We start from the raw sequence: 17139 nt of genomic DNA, 5'->3' as shown, positions 1-17139 counted from the left end.
GCTTACTACATTTTTTCCATCGCTTGTTGCAAATCTTTCGTCAACTCAGTAACTGATTGTCTCGCACCTTGACGAGTTGCTTTATAAACAGGATAACGTTCAGAAACTGATATCGGTTCACCGATAGTAATTCTTGCTTTTTGCTTACCTAATTGCGGACGCTTGAAGGGATTGCTACCTTTAATTCGTGTTACCATATCCCATAAAAGTAAAGTTGTTTCCGCAAACCTTTCTGCTGTCGGTTTTTCTTGAATGTATTTTCCTGTAACTGCAACGAAGCTTTCTACAAGTCGCATGTGCCACATTCGTAAATTTGCTTCTTCGGCAATACGATCGCCTAAACCTTTTTCTACAGCAGACAGCTTTTTTACATCTTTAAATTCTTCTCTAAATATATAATTCCATCCTGCTTGTTCTACTCGACGACAGCGATCGGTTAAATTTCCTATGGGGTGCAAGTCAAAATATTGCTCTGGTACTTGTAGAATTATATTTAACATCGCTTGCAGTCTAGCTGCTAACGCTTCATTTCTATCTTGTCCTTCAACAATCTTAATATCTGGCAGCTTTTGATGATAAAACCGCGTGTAAAACTTTTCCATCAAAGACATTAAATGTTCAGCCACATTTAACAACCTGGGATAAAGCGACTCGAAGCTAGGATTATTTCCTTGTACAGGTAAACCGCTATCCGCTTCTAATTCACTTAATAGAGTTGCGATCGCTTCCCAAGGCGCTTCGACGTAACTATATTTAATTCCAACTGGTACAATTAAAACTTGTTCCGAGCGTTGTGCTTTCTGCAAATCTTCCGCGCACCAAAAGCTTAATTGCGCGATTCCCGGTTCTAATGGACTGATAAACTCACTCAAACCATTAGTAGCACCTTCTGGCGCCGCCGCCATCGGGAATTTTCCATTTACAAACAACTCACGAGCCGATCGCAAACCCGTCCAATCAGCTTTACCCCGTTGAATTGGCGTACCACCCAAATTAGAAGCGATCCAACCGACATGGGAACCAGCCCATAAAGGAATACCGCGATCGTAGATAAAATGAGCATGAATCGGCGACTCTAGTATTGTACCCTGATAACGTGCTACCTTGGGCACGAGTTGCGAAAGTAAATAACCCAAACAAAATGGATCGTCCACCTTGGGATGACGAAACGCCAACATAAAGCGGATTTTACCATCTTGAAATTGGCGATAGAGATCCACCAAAATCTCTACTTTATCTGCTTCAACATCAGCGATCGCAGTTTTCCAACGCATCCAACTCGGTAAAAATAGATGGACAAATCTCAAAAATAACGGATTCAGCGCTGGGGGAATGAATTCTAAGGGTGGTTGTGCTTGATAAATTACATCTGACAAAGTGGTTTTCTCCTGGATTAGGGACTGGGGATTGGGGACTGGGGACGCTTGGATTGAGAGAAACAAGAAAAAAATTAGAAATTCCTAAAAGAAAAAATTGACGCAGAAAGTTTAAGACTTTACACTTTATACTTCATACTTGATACTTCAATAGACTTTAACTGAGATAGAAATTATCGAATCTAAAAAAGGACAAACGATGCGACTGTCACAAATGTTATTCGTTACACTCCGGGACGATCCAGCAGATGCCGAGATTCCCAGCCACAAATTACTAGTCCGTGCAGGTTATATTCGTCGCATCGGTCGAGGTCTCTATGCGTATCTCCCCTTGATGTGGCGTGTTTTACAAAAAGTATCTCAGATTGTGCGCGAAGAAATGAACAAAACAAACGCACAAGAATGTTTGTTACCGCAATTACAACCCGCTGAATTATGGCGCGAATCTGGTCGCTGGGATACTTATACTAAAGCTGAGGGAATCATGTTTTCCCTCATCGATCGCAAAGACGAACAATTGGCACTAGGTCCAACTCACGAAGAGGTTATCACGGCGATCGCTCGTGATATGATTCGCTCATACCGCCAATTACCGCTGCATCTTTACCAAATTCAAACTAAATTCCGCGATGAAATTCGTCCCCGCTTTGGTTTAATGCGCGGACGCGAATTTATCATGAAGGATGGCTACTCCTTCCACGCCGATGAAGAAAGCCTGAAAAAAACTTACCAAGATATGTACACAGCATACAGTAATATGCTGCGGCGTTCTGGTTTAGCTTTCCGAGCAGTCGAAGCAGATTCTGGTGCGATCGGTGGATCTGGTTCTACAGAATTTATGGTATTGGCGGAAGCTGGTGAAGACGAAGTTCTCTATACTGAAGATGGCAAATACGCGGCTAACGTCGAAAAGGCTGTTTCTTTACCCGCTGATGCTGAACCTTCACAGTTTACCACCTTCGAGAAACGCGAAACACCAGGGACAGAGACAATCGAGACGCTTTGCCAATTCCTGAAATGTTCTCCTACCCAAGTTGTCAAAAACGTTCTTTATCAGACAGTTTACGATAATGGTACAACAGTATTAGTACTGGTGAGCATTCGCGGCGATCAGGAAGTTAATGAAGTCAAGTTGCAGAATGAGTTAACAAAACTAGCTTCGCAGTACGGCGCGAAGACGATTATTAATTTAAGCGTACCAGATGCAGAAGCGCAGCAAAAATGGGCGGCAAAATCTCTTCCTTTGGGTTATATTGCCCCCGATATCGCCGATGATTATATTCAGTCTACCCTCGATGTTTCACCGAAGTTTGTCCGGCTGGTAGATAAAACCGCAGTCGATTTAAAGAACTTTGTCACAGGTGCGAATGAATCAGGCTATCACGTAGTCGGGGCAAATTGGTCAGAGCAAATTAAGCAACCAGAATTAATAGTAGATATACGCAAGGCAAGACCAGGCGATCGCGCCCAGCACAACCCCGAACAAACTCTTGCCACAGCGCGGGGAATCGAGGTAGGGCATATTTTCCAACTCGGAACCAAATATTCCCAAATCATGGGAGCAAATTACACCAACGAACAAGGTGAAGAAAAGCCTTTATACATGGGTTGTTATGGTGTGGGTGTATCTCGTTTGGCTCAAGCCGCTGTAGAACAATCTTATGACAAAGACGGGATAATCTTTCCAGTAGCGATCGCACCTTATCACGCCATAGTCACAATCCCTAACATAAAAGACGCTCAACAAGTCCAAATCGCCGAAAAACTTTACAAAGAACTTAATCAAGCGGGGGTTGAAACCTTACTTGATGACCGTGATGAGCGTGCAGGCGTTAAATTCAAAGACGCCGACTTAATAGGCATCCCCTACAGGATTGTAACAGGAAGAGCGATCGCAAACAACAAAGTCGAAGTAGTCGAACGCCAAACTCGCCAATCTCAAGAAATTGCCATTGAAGAAGTTGTGACAACCCTAAAACAGTGGATTTCCGAAGCAATAGAAGTTAAAAAATAAACGCAGAGGGACACAAAGGCTTACGCATTCGCCGTTAGGCGTTCCCGTAGGGTAGGTTCGCAGAGAAATACTCCGCGTTCCTTTGCGTTATCCTCAGCGTTCCTCTGCGTTAAAAAATATCTTCAAAAAAATGGAATTCCTCACAATCCTTTTATCAGGTTTGCTGGGTTTAGTTTCCCCCGTGGGAATCGCAGTCGATCGCACTGCGGAAAATGCCATCCGTTCTCAGTTTGCGAAAGTGGGAGAATTACAAGTGCGTGTAGATAACGCACCCAGTTATCAATTATTGCAAGGTAAAGTAGAACGAATAAGAATTGCCGGACGTTCTTTGCAATTGAAAAGGCAAAATATCCGGATTGCAGTTTTAGAATTAGAAAGCGATCGCATTGAAATCAAACCGCGTAGTTTAACTCGCTTTCCTCAATTAAAGAAACCTTTACAAGCGGGGGTGCGATTAGTTTTGGCTGAAGAAGATATTAATCAAGGTTTGCGATCGCCACAATTAATAGCTAGGCTACAAAAACTAAACATCAATTTAAAAGATTTTACAAATACAAGGGCTAACACTGTATACAATTTAGTCAATCCACAGGTACAATTTTTACCTAATAACCGCCTGCAAATCCAAGTAGAATTACAGGAAAAAGGAAAAAGCAAACCACTTTTAATTAAAGCAGAATCACAAGTGAGTATAGTTAATGGCAGACAAATCCAGCTAGTTAATTTAGTTGCCCAAGTCGATCAAGTAGAAGTTCCACCAAAACTTATTAATCTAATCCTAAATAACATCAACAAACGATTAGATTTACGTAACCTAGAAGGTGGCGGACTGCAAGCGCGAATTCTAAAATTGAAGATAAGCCAAGGAGAATTAGAGATGGCAGCATTTGTAAGGATAGAGCCATCCTACTTAGCGCTTTTGGAAACTCCCCGTTTATAAGTATCGTCGTTACCCAGGCTTCTACTCACATAAATATTATCTTAGCTCTCAGGAAGCTTTTAAGCATGAAAGACCAACAAGGATCTAAACGTATTTCTTCAGGTGTAATAGCAGCTGTTTCAGCCGCAGTTATAGCCGTCAGTGGTGGTGTAGCTTGGCTAACTTGGAATGCCAATCATTCTGGAGTGCCAACTCCTGCACCTACAGGCTTACCAAATTCAGGCAATACTATACCAACCCAGCCTGTTGAAAAAGCAACTAATATTTATTGGTTGAAAGATAATGGTAGAAACTTTGAATTTGTTCCCCAGCCAGTTCAAGTTCAAACTAAAGCATCTGGTAACAAGCCCGACCAAGTTTTAGAAGAGGTTTTCCAAAGTTTGTTAGCAGGACCTACAGAAGGAACAGGTTCCACCACCATCCCCAAAGGAACAAAACTAGAAAGTTTAAAAGTGCAAAATGATGAGATCCACGTTAACTTATCGAATGAATTTACTAGTGGAGGTGGTAGTACTTCAATGATGGGTCGCGTAGGACAAGTTGTCTACACAGCTACCACATTGAATCCCACCGCCAAAGTATACATTGATGTGAACGGCAAAAAGTTAGAAACTTTAGGCGGTGAAGGTTTGGAAGTAGAACAGCCATTAACTCGCGAAAGCTTTAAGAAAGACTATTCGCTTTAATCAGGAGTCAATAGTCAATAGTCTTGAGTTAAGAGTCAAGAGTCAATAGTTAACAGTCAAGAGTAAGTATTTGGATTGTGGACTTTTGACTGTGGACTAATGACTATTGACTCTTGACTTACAGCTTGCTATTCAAAATCCGAAAACTACGAGCTTGCTGTTCTAACCTAGTGGCAAGGCGATCGCAAACTCGATTGCACAAATCAAAAATCATTTGGTCTTCCACGCGGTAATAAGCGCAAGTTCCTTCACTGCGACGGCTGAGAATTCCCGCTTGCCACATTACCTTCAGGTGTTTTGACACATTTGCCTGAGAAGTTTGTGTTGCCTCTACCAACTCTTGCACGCATTTTTCATCATCCCGTAGTAGGTGCAACAGCCGCAAGCGCATCGGTTCACTCAACAGGCTGAAGTATTCGGCTACTTGTTGCACCACTTCAGGGGGTATAGGCAACACTTGTTTCATTACTGTTTAACCCGCAAGGACAGAAAATATCAACAATTACTCATTTCATATATAGATTAATACTTAATCAGGGTTAATTCTCATCAAAGGTTGACCATATTCGACCGATTCGCCATTTTGCACCAAAATTTCCATCACTTGTCCGGATATTTCGGTTTCGATCTCATTCATCAGCTTCATTGCTTCGATAATACAGACAGTTTGACCGCTCTTGACGCGATCGCCCACTTCTACAAAAGACGATTCACCTGGAGCCGGAGCGCGATAAAATGTTCCCACCATCGGGGAAGGCACTTCTACTAATCGCTGGTCACGCGTCGAGTTTTGTGCTGACGACGACACCCCAGTCCCGGCATTTTCTGTAACGCGACTTATGGCAATTTCCGGTAACGGAGTAAATGCCACTTGGGGTGCAGCTGGTGTCGTTGTCAATCCCTCACCAGCTGCACCGCTAAGGTGCTCTTGATTGCTGACGTTAACCCCCCTACGTACCGTTAATTCAAAATCGTTACTTTTAAGGGTTACTTCTGCAATATCTGTTTGTGCAATAGTTACCAGCAATTGGCGGATTTCATTAAAGTCCAATGGCACAGTTTTTCTTACCTCAACCTATCCGTATGAAATATTTTTCGTGGCAAAAAGCTCGCATCCCGATTGTGGTGGAATTCCGCCTTCAGATAAACCAGGTGAGATAAAAATTATTCCCTACTGATATATTTATCTTCCTGAGTATCAATTCGGATGCGTTCTCCCTGAGCAATAAACAAAGGAACCATGATAATTGCGCCAGTTTCGAGAGTTGCTGGTTTTGAACCACCTGTGGCAGTGTCACCTTTGACACCTGGATCTGTTTGGACAATTTCCAAAACCACAGACTTAGGCAATTCCACACCTAGGACTTGATCGCCCCAGCGGATGACTTCAGCTTCCATACCTTCTTTGAGGTATTTTACGCGATCGCCAATTTGTTTAGCGCTCAATCTGCCTTCTTCATAAGTTTCCATATCCATAAAGACATACTCATCGCCTTCTTTATAGGTATGTTGCATCGTGCTTTTTTCTAGATTAGCCTGCGGCACAGTTTCCCCGGCTCGGAAGGTTTTTTCTACCACACTCCCACTCTGGACATTTTTCAGCTTTGTTCGCACAAACGCAGAACCTTTACCTGGCTTAACGTGCAGGAATTCTACCACCCGCCATACAGATCCATCTAAAACAATTGAAACACCGGGTCGAAAGTCGTTACTAGAAATCATGAAGCTTTTACTCTTTGGAAGACAATCGGCATTTATTGTACCCCTCAAGCGGAGGAATTAGTCATTTTGTCATTGAGAATTGGGAATTGGGCATGGGGCAATGGGCATTGGGCATTGGGAACGTGGGAACGTGGGAACGTGGGCATTGGGCATTGGGCATAGGTTTGGCTGTGCGGGGAGCGGGGTTCACCTGCAAAGGAGCACCTGCCGTCATTGGACATCGGTAATAATTCTTTCCCATTCCCCATTCCCCATTCCCCATTCCCCATTCCCCATTCCCCATTCCCCATTCCCCATTCCCCATTCCCCATTCCCCATTCCCCAGTCCCTGTACTGTGGGAAGATTATTCATGGGTTACGCAAGAAGTCAAAAATTTAGATGCCGTATTTGAGCAATGCCATGTTCAACTTATTAAAATCCTGGCTGAAAAAAAGCCTAATTGCAGTGTTGTTGGTGACAATAAGTTTAGGCATAAGTACAGCTGGGTGGACTCCCATGAGTAGAGCCGCGCTACCAGCTGGAAATGCAATCACCGATGGCAACGCCTTGTTACGCTACGCCCTTCCCATAGATAATAAACCCGTGCGGGACTTGCAAGCTTCTTTAGAAGACATTGCCGCGCAACTGCGAGCAAATCGCCGCTGGGGAGCTATTTCCAAAGACCTTAGCAAAGCATCGCGGATTCTGAATAATCCCGACAAAATCCTAGCAAGTGTCCCCCAAGAACGCCAGCCCCAAGCAGAAGCTTGGATTGCTGAGTTAAAATCTGGCGTGACTTCTCTGGATGAAGTCGTTAAAACCAAAGATAAAGAAAAACTTCGCTCTGAACGAGCCAAGCTGTTGAATCTCGTTACTTTGTTAGAAGAGTCAATGGTGAAAAAATACCCCTTTGAAGTGCCTGCTGAGTACAGCAACCTACCTCAACTCAAAGGTCGTGCCACCGTAGAAATGAAAACCAACAAAGGTAATCTTACTATGATTGTGGACGGTTACAGCGCCCCTGTCACCGCCGGAAACTTTGTTGATTTGGTGCAAAGAGGGTTTTATAACGGTTTAGAATTTACCCGCTCTGAAGAATCTTACGTTTTGCAAACCGGAGATCCCGCAGGTAAGGAAGTCGGTTTTATTGACCCAAAAACGAAAAAATACCGCGCTATTCCCTTAGAAATTCTCGCTGAAGGCGATAAAGAACCGACCTACGGGATTACACTAGAAGAAGCTGGACGTTATACTGATATGCCAGTTCTGCCTTTTTCTGCCTTTGGCGCGTTGGCGATGGCTCGTCCGGAAAATGAAGTTAATGGCGGTTCTTCGCAATTTTTCTTCTTTTTGTTTGAACCAGAACTTACCCCAGCTGGACGCAATTTGTTAGATGGACGCTATTCCGTTTTTGGTTACCTCACCGAGGGTAAAGAAGTTTTAGATCAACTTAAGGCAGGTGACAAAATCGAATCAGCAAAAGTCACCCAAGGCATAGAAAATTTAGTCGAGCCGAAAACAGCATAATCGATTTTGGATTTTGGATTTTGGATTTTGGATTTCAGATTCAATCCAAAATCCGTCTTGTAAAGTTCTGATCGCAGGAAACCTCCGCTTGTGACTTTCCGCAAAATCTAAAATCTAAAATCGCGATGAAAGTTCGAGATATTGGTGAACAAGGTCTTTTAGAAAGATTGCAGCGCTTTTGTCCACCGGAGATTATCGGGGATGACGCTGCGGTGCTGGTGACTAAACCAGGGGAATCTTTGGTGGTGACAACCGACGTGCTGGTTGACGGCGTGCATTTTAGCGAAGTTACTACTTCTGCTGAAGATGCGGGTTGGCGGGCTGCTGCTGCCAATTTATCAGATTTGGCGGCAATGGGCGCTACGCCATTGGGAATTACTGTTGGTTTGGGACTTCCGGGAGAAGTTAGCGTCAGTTGGGTTGAGGAATTGTACCAGGGTATAACACAATGCCTGCAAAAATACAATACCTCAATTGTGGGTGGTGATGTAGTGCGATCGCCTGTCATCACTTTATCAATCACCGCTTTTGGTCAAGCTCATCCCCATCAAATTATCCGCCGCAATCAAGCCCAAGTCGGGGATGCGATCGTTGTCACAGGTGTTCATGGAGCCTCCCGCGCCGGCTTAGAACTGCTGTTACATCCAGAATTGGGGCAAAACCTCACTCAAGGGGATTATACGGCTCTCATCCTCGCACACCAGCGCCCACAACCCCGTTTAGATGTCTTACCCATCCTCTGGGAAATTTTATCTGACTCAATTCCACAAGGGCGAAAAAACCCCGCCCCTACTCCCCCTATCCCCCCCTCTCCCCATCCCCCCCTCTCCCCCTCCCCCCCTCTCCCCATCTCCGGTATGGACAGCAGCGACGGTTTGGCGGATGCAGTTTTGCAAATTTGCCGCGCCAGTGGTGTTGGCGCTGTTCTAGAATCTACGCAAATTCCTTTACCAGATGCTTTCAACTACTGGCTGACAAAAGAAAAAGCGCTCTTTAACGCTCTTTACGGTGGCGAAGACTTTGAATTAGTGCTTTGCTTGCCAAAACAGCCAGCTTATGCATTAGTTCAAAAACTTGGTAAACGGGCAGCGATCGTCGGAACAATTACATCTGGCTCCAAAGTCATTTTGCACGACCAGAACGCAAAAAACCCCGACCAAGTTCTCACTCTTGGTCGAGGGTTTCAACATTTTGGATTTTAGATTTTGCGGAAAGTCACAAGCGGAGGTTTCCTCCGATCAGAACTTTACAAGACGGATTTTGGATTAAACCTAAAATCCAAAATCTAAAATCTAAAATCCAAAATTCTTTAATTAGTCCACTTTTCGGCTACTAGCTCTGCCAAATCCAAGACTCGCTGGCTGTAACCCCACTCGTTGTCATACCACGCCATCACCTTCACCATGTCGCTGCCCATGACCATTGTCAAGCTAGCATCGACAATCGAAGAAGCTTCAGTACCTTGGTGATCGGATGATACCAAGGGGAGGTCGCAATAGTCTAAAATCCCCTTGAGTGGACCTTCAGAAGCATCTCTCAGGGCTTGGTTGACTTCTTCGGTAATAGTGCGCTTCTCGACGTTAACGACGAAATCCACCATCGAAACGTTCGGGGTGGGTACGCGCAATGCCACACCATTCAGCTTACCTTTGAGGTCTGGTAGTACCAACGCTACAGCTTTTGCCGCACCGGTAGAGGTGGGTACAATGTTCATTGCCGCAGCACGAGCACGTCGCAGATCCCGGTGGCTAGCGTCTAACAGACGTTGGTCGCCGGTGTAACTGTGAGTAGTGGTCATTGTGCCTTTGATGATGTTGAACTTTTCGTGCAACACCTTGGCAACGGGAGCCAAACAGTTGGTAGTACAGCTGGCATTACTGATGATGTTGTGTTTGTTGTGGTCGTAATCGTGATGATTCACGCCAACTACAAACGTACCATCTTCGTTTTTGCCTGGGGCAGTGATCAGAACTTTTTTGGCACCTGCATTTACATGCTTCATTGCCCCTTCTTTGCTGGTAAATACACCTGTTGCTTCAATAATCAGGTCTATTTCCCAGTCTCTCCAGGGCAAGTTTTCTGGATTGCGATCGGATACGCACTTCACGGTTTTACCGTTAACGATGATAGAATTATCATCGGCAGAAATGTCAGCATTCTGTAACTTTCCTAGCATCGTGTCATATCTGAGCAGATGCGCGTTGGTTCTTGGGTCTGAGGTGTCGTTGATAGCAACCACGTCGATGTTGCTATGTTCTCTACCTACCCAGCAGCGCATAAAGTTACGTCCAATGCGCCCAAAACCGTTGATTGCAACTCTAATCACAGCGTCTTGCCCCTCTGTATTTATGCCTATACATTAATATCGTTGACCCCGATCATACCGCAAAGCGGGAGGGTATTTATAACTATAAAGTGCTGAAGCAACAAAAAAATACATATTTTATTTAGATTTATCGAAGTAGAGGTTTTGGGCGGTGATGTACAATCTAACCGATTCCGGGACTAGATAACGAATTGACTGGCGATCGCCGCACATCTGCCGAATTATAGTTGACGAAAGTCCCACTAAAGGTATATGCAATAATTGCCAGCTAATGGTATAGGATTGTTTTTGCAGTTGTTGTACTTGCTTGCAGATCAACTCGCTTTGAGCTATATTCTCACCACCGACTAATCGGGGTGCGACCAACAAATCACACATTTGTACTAATTCTCGTCCACGATACCAACGGGGCAAAGTCAGGAAGGCATCCAAGCCTAGAATCCAGTACCAGTGAGTATTAGGGTAAAAAGTAGATAACTCAAGTAGGGTATCAATCGCATAGGAAGTTCCGGAGCGATTCATCTCAACCAATGAAATAGTAAACGAGGGGTTGTCTTCGATCGCTAGTTGGAGCATTTCTACTCGATGCTCAAAGGAAGTCGCTTGTTTATGAGGAGGATTTAACGATGGCACCCAAATTACGTATTCTAAGGGTACTTGATGCAAAGCAGTCTCGGCTAAAATCAAGTGTCCCCAATGAACAGGATCAAAAGTGCCGCCGAAAATTGCAATAGACCGCATATGCTTAGTGTGAGTTTTATTTCAGTTTAAAAGCAGTTTCGCATCCTAATGTACTATTGAGCGATAATTCCAGTAACCAAGGCAAAAAATGTATTTGAAATTACAGCCATTTATTTCCCGATGCGGCGGAAATTTTCAGAATAAACATAAAAACAGTTCAGAAAAAGAAAAAATCGCATGCCTTGGTAAAATCATTCTGAATATGTAGATGTTTAGCAAACAAAGCAACTGAATTATCAGGCAGAAAATGATGCATAATCTGTAACGGTAAAAATCAAATTCCTGTTATGATACGCGTGTCATTTGTGAATATTGGTGTGGTGTGGTGTAAGAGGATTAAACAATGAGCAATTCTGTAGACTTTAGTGGTAGACCATTTCACTTTATTGGTATTGGCGGTATAGGTATGTCTGCTCTGGCATACGTTCTGACAAAACGCCATTTGCCAGTGTCAGGTTCGGATCTTCGTCCCAACCACATTACGCGAAAGTTAGAAAGTATCGGCTCTCATATATTTGGGACACAATCAGCAAGCAATCTCGCGTTTTTTCATCCTCAAAGTGAGGTTATTACTGAGAAGAATACAGTAGTATTAAATTCACCAGAAAAATTGCCTACTGTAAGTAAAGCAATACTGCCCCAAGTCATTTGTTCAACAGCAATTAATACAAATAATTTAGAGTACAAAGCAGCACTAGAATTAGGTTGTCCAATCTTTCATCGGTCTGATGTACTAGCCGCATTAATTGCGGAATATTACAGTATTGCAGTAGCAGGAACGCATGGTAAAACTACTACTAGTAGCATGATTGGTTATATGCTATTGCAAGCTGGTTTAGACCCAACGATTCTGATAGGTGGCGAAGTAAAAGCTTGGTCTGGCAATGCCCGATTGGGAGAAAGTAAGTATTTAGTAGCTGAGGCAGATGAATCAGATGGTTCTTTGGTGAAACATGCCCCGGAAATTGGCATCATCACCAATATTGAATTAGATCATCCCGACCACTACGACACATTAGAGCAGGTGGTGGAAACTTTCCAGACATTTGCTAAAAGTTGCAAAGTATTGATCGGTAGTATTGATTGTCAAACGGTAAGCGATCGCCTCAAACCAACTATCAGCTACAGCTTACACTCAGACACCGATGCTGATTACACTGTCACCAATATCGAATATCGCGCTGATGGTACTACAGCTTTAGTTTGGGAACGAGGCAAAGCCTTGGGCGTGTTAAACTTGCGTTTGCTCGGTCGTCACAACCTCAGTAACTCTTTAGCCGCAGTCGCTGTTGGTCGAGTCTTAAATTTAGAATTTGGCTTAATTGCTGAATCTCTCGCCACTTTTGAAGGTGCAAGACGCCGCTTTGAATTGCGGGGTCAAGTCAATGGTATTACCTTTATTGACGACTACGCCCATCACCCCAGTGAAATTCGCGCCACTCTTGCTGCCGCACGTCTCCAAGCTAGACCCGGACAAAGAGTAGTTGCTATCTTTCAACCACATCGTTACAGCCGCACGCTCACCTTTTTAGAAGAATTTGCCGAATCCTTTAGTTATGCTGATTTGGTCGTCATCACTGATATTTATAGTGCTGGCGAACCAGATTTAGGACAAGTCAGTGGTGAACAACTGGTGGCGAAAATTGCTACTCACCAGTCCAACGTGACTTATCAACCGACTTTATCCTCAGTGCGTGAATATTTACTTTCTAAGCTGCGTCCTGGAGACTTAGCTTTGTTTTTAGGTGCTGGGAACTTGAACATGGTGATACCCGAAGTAATTACAACTCTTTGCGAACCAGCTAAAGCTACATCCTAAAAGCTGACACTTGTTGCTTAATTCCAAAAGCATTGTGTCTGTCTCGCGAGAGTTTCCTTACTTCACCTTTTTGCCGTATCTATACGGCATATAAATGTAAAAAAATCACCAATTGAAGTTATATGACAATTTCCCAGGCAGCTAAAAACGTCTGCAAAGTTTCTACCTTAGCGACAAGTAAGCAAGAAACAGTTAATTCTATCGACAAGAAAGTTTACATAATCGGTAGCGATTTTGCCATCAAGTCTCAAGCTTCCCTCGCAGCAGTTACTTCCTACAGAGTTGGCGGACCTGCCGAATGGTACGCAGCTCCGCGAAACTTAGCAGCACTGGAAGCGAGTGTCAAGTATGCAAAAGAACATGATTTAACAGTAACAATACTCGGTGCAGGCTCTAACTTGTTGGTAAGCGATCGCGGTATATCCGGTTTAGTTATCGCGACTCGTCATCTGCGCCACAGCCACTTTGACCCCCAAACAGGTCGATTAACAGTTGCAGCGGGAGAATCAATCCCCAGCTTGGCTTGGCAAGCAGCAGATTTGGGTTGGGAAGGATTAGAATGGGCGGTTGGCATCCCCGGAACCGTCGGCGGTGCGGTTGTGATGAATGCTGGGGCACACAGTAGCTGTGTAGCTAATATGTTAGTCAGCGCCGAAGTGCTTTCACCTGATGGCACATTAGAAATTGTCACCCCCGATCAGTTGGGTTACGCCTATCGAACTTCGTTACTACAAGGAAGCGATCGCATAGTCACCCAAGCCACCTTCCAACTTAAGCCAGGGGCAGATCCGGCTTTAGTTGTAGCCGCAACAAAACAACACAAACAACATCGTTTGACCACTCAACCCTACAACTTCCCCAGCTGTGGTAGCGTATTCCGCAATCCTAAACCTCATAGCGCAGGCTGGTTAATTGAACAAACCGGTCTTAAAGGCTATCAAATAGGCGGAGCGCAGGTAGCACAACTCCACGCTAATTTTATCGTCAATCGTGGCGGAGCAAAAGCTAACGATATCTTTGGTCTAATTCGCCACATCCAGCAGCGGGTACAAGACCGTTGGTCGATTTTGTTAGAGCCAGAAGTGAAAATGATCGGAGATTTTCAACCAGTTTGAGGGAATGGGGAATGGGGAATGGGGAATGGGTAATGGGGAATGGGTAATGGGTAATGGGGAATGGAAAAACAATTACCAATTACCAATTACCAATTACCAATTACCAATTACCAATTACCAATTCCCAATGCCCCTAATAGGTAAAAAAACAGGCAACTTGCCTGCGGCATCTATAATTGAATTTGATTTGTTATTCAACGCACACGCGGACAATCAGTTATGGCAGAAAAAGGACAGGGATTTGGCTTCGGCTTAGGAAAAATGAAAGAACTCGCCGAAGCGTTTAAAAAAGCGCAGCAAGTTCAAGAAGGCGCGAAAAAACTCCAAGAAGAATTGGAGCAAATGGAAATTTTGGGAGAGTCTGGTGGTGGTCTGGTCAAGGTGATTGTCAGCGGAAACCAAGAACCAAAGCGCGTGGAAATTTCCCCAACTGCTCTAGAAGAAGGTGCAGACGTACTTTCCGACCTTGTGACAGCAGCAATGAAAGATGCTTACAACAAGTCCACTGCGACAATGCGCGATCGCATGGAAGACTTGACCAGTGGGCTAGAACTTCCCGGATTTTAGTAAAGTGTCAATAGTCAATAGTCAACGGTTAATAGTCAAGAGTCAAAAGTCAAGAGTCAATGGTAAAGGGTCAACAGTTAAGAATTTTGGACTTTGGACTTTGGACTATGGACTATTGACTATGGACTATTGACTCTTGACTCCGTAAAGCGGATTTTTATGCCTTATAAGCTGCTTTTTGTCTGCCTGGGGAACATTTGCCGTTCGCCATCGGCAGAAAATATCATGTATCATTTAATCGAGCGTGCCGGCTTGAGCGAAAGCATCCTCTGCGACTCTGCTGGGACATCTAGTTACCACATTGGTAGCCCACCTGACAGACGCATGAGTGCTGCGGCTACTCAAAAGTTGGGAATTAAACTACGTGGTTCAGCCCGACAGTTTCAAAAGTCAGATTTTCAAGATTTTGATTTGATTTTGGCTATGGATCGAGAGAATTATAAGGATATCCTCTCTCTCGATCCAACTGGGCTATATCGCCAGAAAGTGCGCTTGATGTGTGATTTTTGCTCTAAATACACCATCAAAGAAGTTCCAGACCCTTACTATGGCGGTGAAGAGGGATTTAATCAGGTGATTGATTTACTCGTAGATGCTTGTCAAGGTCTGCTGAAACACCTTCGCAGCCAGTAATCAAGGTGTGATTAGCTGTTATTTAACTAAACCGTGCGTAATCGCAAAACGCACTAGTTCGGCGCGGTTGTTGGTATCAGTTTTCTTTAGTAAGCTGCTAACGTACTTTTCTACTGTCCGAGGACTTAGATGTAACTGATTACCCATCTGGGCATTAGAAAGACCATGAGTTAACAGGTAGAGGACTTCCTGTTCTCTAGAACTTAAAGATAAAAGTACTTCTCCCTTCTCAAAATGATTAACATGATTATGAGAGTCAGCAACTTTAGGCGCAGAATTAGCTGGATTTTCTTGAGGAGAAAAGCCATACTCTGATTTCATGATTTGCGATCGCTCTAATAAATTCCGAATCGCTGCGGCTAACTCTTCTAACTCAAAAGGCTTGGGCAAATATAAATCGCACCCTGACTGATAGCCCAAGATTCTTTCCTGAGTCTTAATTCTTGCCGTTAACAAAATTACCGGTAACAAACGAAACGCTGGTTTTTGACGCACCTGGCGCACCAATTCATAGCCATTCATTCGTGGCATGACAATATCGGTGACAATCAAATCAGGATGGTACTCTTCCACAATCTCCAGAGCCTCTTGACCATCATCAGCTGTAATTACTATGTAGCCAGATAATTCAAGATAATCGCTGATAGACAGACGAGTGCCCAGGTCGTCATCCACTACAAGGATCGTCAAGGGCATGGACAGTACACCCCTAGCATTTTTTTGAATAAACAATTTGCTTCTATGAGCAATATCAGTAGACTTAAGCAACAATAGTACTCTTATGTTTCATACTATGACAGGATTAATAGCTAGTAACTGCCTTTGGGTTGATTTATAAATAAAATCTTAAATTCTTACAATAGCTTAATAAAGTTTAACTCATTTTCTTCAGGTGTGTGATGCGGGCAGATAGTTTTATGATTTGTCATCACTAAACGAGTACTTGAAGGCGATCGCCCATTCGATGACTATAAATTAATACTTACTAAATAAATCACCTCGCACGTTAAATTAATAAGATAACACTGATATCTATCCAGTAAAGCATTTATAGTGGTTTAATATCCCCCACTAAAGTTTAGCAACAACTAAACACGAATTTTTAGGCAAATTTGACGCAAGCAAAATACTCAATGAGCGAGAAAAGCGACAGTTACAAAGTTGTAAGCGATAATCGGCAAGCCCGTTATTTGTACGAAATCCTGGAAACCTACGAGGCTGGAGTTCAGTTGACAGGCACCGAGGTTAAGTCAATCCGTGCGGGAAAAGTTAATCTCCAAGATGGCTATGCTTTGATTCGCGATGGCGAAGCATGGCTTTTGAATGTACATATCTCCCCTTACACTGCTAGCGGACAATATTTTAACCATGAACCGCGCCGCACGCGCAAGCTGCTGCTGCATCGCCAAGAAATCCGCAAGCTAATTGGCAAGGTGGAACAGCAAGGTTTAACTTTAGTTCCTTTGAAAATGTATTTGAAACGAGGTTTAGTAAAAGTAAGTATCGCTCTAGGCAAAGGTAAAAAGCTGCACGATAAGCGAGAAGACTTGAAACGACGCCAAGATCAACGCGATATTCAACGGGCGATGAAGAATTATTAAGCCGCAGGGTGACAGACAGAAGTACTACATCAGAGGGAGAAACTTACTTTAAGTTACCAACATTTGTCTATCCTCAGCGTGAGTTGAGAGAA

At 43.7% G+C, this 17139-nt stretch carries 19 protein-coding genes; 11 read left to right on the top strand and 8 right to left on the bottom strand.

The annotated features are described in order from the left end of the window. Positions 1-5 precede the first annotated feature (5 nt). Positions 6-1376: a glycerol acyltransferase gene (locus PI95_RS09045; protein WP_039753481.1), complete on the bottom strand. Its 1371-nt coding sequence runs from the start codon at positions 1374-1376 to the stop codon at positions 6-8. Between the two features lie 199 nt (positions 1377-1575). On the opposite strand from PI95_RS09045, the gene PI95_RS09040 reads away from it, so the two are divergent. The 3 genes from PI95_RS09040 (at position 1576) to PI95_RS09030 (ending at position 5016) form a co-directional block, all read left to right on the top strand. Next, entirely contained in the window at positions 1576-3390 is a 1815-nt protein-coding gene (locus PI95_RS09040; RefSeq protein WP_039753483.1) for a proline--tRNA ligase, read from the top strand. Positions 3391-3520: 130 nt separating this feature from the next. Further along, positions 3521-4330, top strand: coding sequence for an LmeA family phospholipid-binding protein (locus tag PI95_RS09035; protein WP_039753484.1), 810 nt, complete (start codon positions 3521-3523; stop codon positions 4328-4330). 65 nt (positions 4331-4395) lie between these two features. Beyond that, positions 4396-5016, top strand: a complete 621-nt coding sequence (locus tag PI95_RS09030) for a GerMN domain-containing protein (protein WP_039753486.1) — start codon at positions 4396-4398, stop codon at positions 5014-5016. A 118-nt stretch (positions 5017-5134) separates the two neighbouring features. On the opposite strand, the gene PI95_RS09025 is transcribed toward PI95_RS09030, so the two are convergent. From PI95_RS09025 to PI95_RS09010, 4 genes are all read right to left on the bottom strand, one after another. Then, on the bottom strand, positions 5135-5482 hold the full coding sequence (locus PI95_RS09025; RefSeq protein ID WP_039753487.1) for an ArsR/SmtB family transcription factor: 348 nt from the start codon (positions 5480-5482) through the stop codon (positions 5135-5137). 63 nt (positions 5483-5545) lie between these two features. Next, a complete protein-coding gene (accB, locus tag PI95_RS09020) occupies positions 5546-6073 on the bottom strand; it encodes an acetyl-CoA carboxylase biotin carboxyl carrier protein (protein WP_039753488.1) in 528 nt (175 codons plus the stop codon). A gap of 107 nt (positions 6074-6180) precedes the next feature. Continuing rightward, positions 6181-6738, bottom strand: a complete 558-nt coding sequence (efp, locus tag PI95_RS09015; protein WP_039753489.1) for an elongation factor P — start codon at positions 6736-6738, stop codon at positions 6181-6183. A 44-nt stretch (positions 6739-6782) separates the two neighbouring features. Beyond that, positions 6783-7049 carry a hypothetical protein gene (locus tag PI95_RS09010; protein ID WP_039753490.1) on the bottom strand — a complete coding sequence of 89 codons (267 nt, stop codon included), beginning with the start codon at positions 7047-7049 and terminating at the stop codon, positions 6783-6785. Between the two features lie 89 nt (positions 7050-7138). Between PI95_RS09010 and PI95_RS09005 the strand changes: the two genes are divergently transcribed. Together PI95_RS09005 and thiL are read left to right on the top strand one after the other, a co-directional pair. Then, positions 7139-8245, top strand: coding sequence for a peptidylprolyl isomerase (locus PI95_RS09005; RefSeq protein WP_236116996.1), 1107 nt, complete (start codon positions 7139-7141; stop codon positions 8243-8245). Positions 8246-8370: 125 nt separating this feature from the next. Next, complete coding sequence (gene thiL, locus PI95_RS09000) at positions 8371-9447, top strand: thiamine-phosphate kinase (RefSeq protein ID WP_039753494.1); 1077 nt, start codon at positions 8371-8373, stop codon at positions 9445-9447. A gap of 107 nt (positions 9448-9554) precedes the next feature. Here thiL and PI95_RS08995 read toward each other — a convergent pair whose 3' ends face one another. After that, complete coding sequence (locus PI95_RS08995; protein WP_039753495.1) at positions 9555-10571, bottom strand: type I glyceraldehyde-3-phosphate dehydrogenase; 1017 nt, start codon at positions 10569-10571, stop codon at positions 9555-9557. 117 nt (positions 10572-10688) lie between these two features. Continuing rightward, on the bottom strand, positions 10689-11312 hold the full coding sequence (nadD, locus tag PI95_RS08990; RefSeq protein WP_039753497.1) for a nicotinate (nicotinamide) nucleotide adenylyltransferase: 624 nt from the start codon (positions 11310-11312) through the stop codon (positions 10689-10691). Positions 11313-11655: 343 nt separating this feature from the next. On the opposite strand from nadD, the gene murC reads away from it, so the two are divergent. From murC to PI95_RS08965, 5 genes are all read left to right on the top strand, one after another. Beyond that, positions 11656-13131, top strand: a complete 1476-nt coding sequence (gene murC, locus PI95_RS08985; protein WP_039753499.1) for a UDP-N-acetylmuramate--L-alanine ligase — start codon at positions 11656-11658, stop codon at positions 13129-13131. 122 nt (positions 13132-13253) lie between these two features. After that, a complete protein-coding gene (gene murB, locus PI95_RS08980; RefSeq protein ID WP_039753501.1) occupies positions 13254-14246 on the top strand; it encodes a UDP-N-acetylmuramate dehydrogenase in 993 nt (330 codons plus the stop codon). A 4-nt stretch (positions 14247-14250) separates the two neighbouring features. After that, positions 14251-14502 carry a hypothetical protein gene (locus PI95_RS08975; RefSeq protein WP_039753502.1) on the top strand — a complete coding sequence of 84 codons (252 nt, stop codon included), beginning with the start codon at positions 14251-14253 and terminating at the stop codon, positions 14500-14502. Next, positions 14466-14813 (top strand): YbaB/EbfC family nucleoid-associated protein, encoded by a 348-nt coding sequence (locus PI95_RS08970; RefSeq protein WP_039753505.1) that lies wholly within the window; start codon positions 14466-14468, stop codon positions 14811-14813. Before PI95_RS08975 ends, PI95_RS08970 begins: the two co-directional genes overlap by 37 nt. A 159-nt stretch (positions 14814-14972) precedes the next feature. Continuing rightward, positions 14973-15446, top strand: coding sequence for a low molecular weight protein-tyrosine-phosphatase (locus tag PI95_RS08965; protein WP_039753507.1), 474 nt, complete (start codon positions 14973-14975; stop codon positions 15444-15446). Between the two features lie 18 nt (positions 15447-15464). Here the strand turns inward: PI95_RS08965 and PI95_RS08960 are convergent, their stop codons facing one another. Further along, on the bottom strand, positions 15465-16142 hold the full coding sequence (locus tag PI95_RS08960) for a response regulator transcription factor (protein ID WP_039753508.1): 678 nt from the start codon (positions 16140-16142) through the stop codon (positions 15465-15467). A gap of 437 nt (positions 16143-16579) precedes the next feature. Here PI95_RS08960 and smpB point away from each other — a divergent pair, with 437 nt between their 5' ends. Next, positions 16580-17047, top strand: a complete 468-nt coding sequence (gene smpB / locus PI95_RS08955; protein ID WP_039753509.1) for an SsrA-binding protein SmpB — start codon at positions 16580-16582, stop codon at positions 17045-17047. Positions 17048-17139 lie beyond the last annotated feature (92 nt).

Origin of the sequence: Hassallia byssoidea VB512170, assembly GCF_000817785.2 — a bacterium.
GTDB classification, from domain to species: domain Bacteria; phylum Cyanobacteriota; class Cyanobacteriia; order Cyanobacteriales; family Nostocaceae; genus Hassallia; species Hassallia carrinoi.
Note: the sequence above shows the minus strand (reverse complement) of the source record. Positions and strands in the feature narration are given on the sequence as shown.

What these genes read in the sequence shown, in the direction of transcription:
- PI95_RS09040 (WP_039753483.1), top strand. Translation starts at nt 1,576, where the DNA reads ATGCGACTGTCACAAATGTTATTCGTTACACTCCGGGACGATCCAGCA.
- PI95_RS09035 (WP_039753484.1), top strand. Translation starts at nt 3,521, where the DNA reads ATGGAATTCCTCACAATCCTTTTATCAGGTTTGCTGGGTTTAGTTTCC.
- PI95_RS09030 (WP_039753486.1), top strand. Translation starts at nt 4,396, where the DNA reads ATGAAAGACCAACAAGGATCTAAACGTATTTCTTCAGGTGTAATAGCA.
- PI95_RS09025 (WP_039753487.1), bottom strand. Translation starts at nt 5,482, where the DNA reads ATGAAACAAGTGTTGCCTATACCCCCTGAAGTGGTGCAACAAGTAGCC.
- efp (WP_039753489.1), bottom strand. Translation starts at nt 6,738, where the DNA reads ATGATTTCTAGTAACGACTTTCGACCCGGTGTTTCAATTGTTTTAGAT.
- PI95_RS09010 (WP_039753490.1), bottom strand. Translation starts at nt 7,049, where the DNA reads ATGGGGAATGGGGAATGGGGAATGGGGAATGGGGAATGGGGAATGGGG.
- PI95_RS09005 (WP_236116996.1), top strand. Translation starts at nt 7,139, where the DNA reads ATGTTCAACTTATTAAAATCCTGGCTGAAAAAAAGCCTAATTGCAGTG.
- thiL (WP_039753494.1), top strand. Translation starts at nt 8,371, where the DNA reads ATGAAAGTTCGAGATATTGGTGAACAAGGTCTTTTAGAAAGATTGCAG.
- nadD (WP_039753497.1), bottom strand. Translation starts at nt 11,312, where the DNA reads ATGCGGTCTATTGCAATTTTCGGCGGCACTTTTGATCCTGTTCATTGG.
- murC (WP_039753499.1), top strand. Translation starts at nt 11,656, where the DNA reads ATGAGCAATTCTGTAGACTTTAGTGGTAGACCATTTCACTTTATTGGT.
- murB (WP_039753501.1), top strand. Translation starts at nt 13,254, where the DNA reads ATGACAATTTCCCAGGCAGCTAAAAACGTCTGCAAAGTTTCTACCTTA.
- PI95_RS08975 (WP_039753502.1), top strand. Translation starts at nt 14,251, where the DNA reads ATGGGGAATGGGGAATGGGGAATGGGTAATGGGGAATGGGTAATGGGT.
- PI95_RS08970 (WP_039753505.1), top strand. Translation starts at nt 14,466, where the DNA reads ATGGCAGAAAAAGGACAGGGATTTGGCTTCGGCTTAGGAAAAATGAAA.
- PI95_RS08965 (WP_039753507.1), top strand. Translation starts at nt 14,973, where the DNA reads ATGCCTTATAAGCTGCTTTTTGTCTGCCTGGGGAACATTTGCCGTTCG.
- PI95_RS08960 (WP_039753508.1), bottom strand. Translation starts at nt 16,142, where the DNA reads ATGCCCTTGACGATCCTTGTAGTGGATGACGACCTGGGCACTCGTCTG.
- smpB (WP_039753509.1), top strand. Translation starts at nt 16,580, where the DNA reads ATGAGCGAGAAAAGCGACAGTTACAAAGTTGTAAGCGATAATCGGCAA.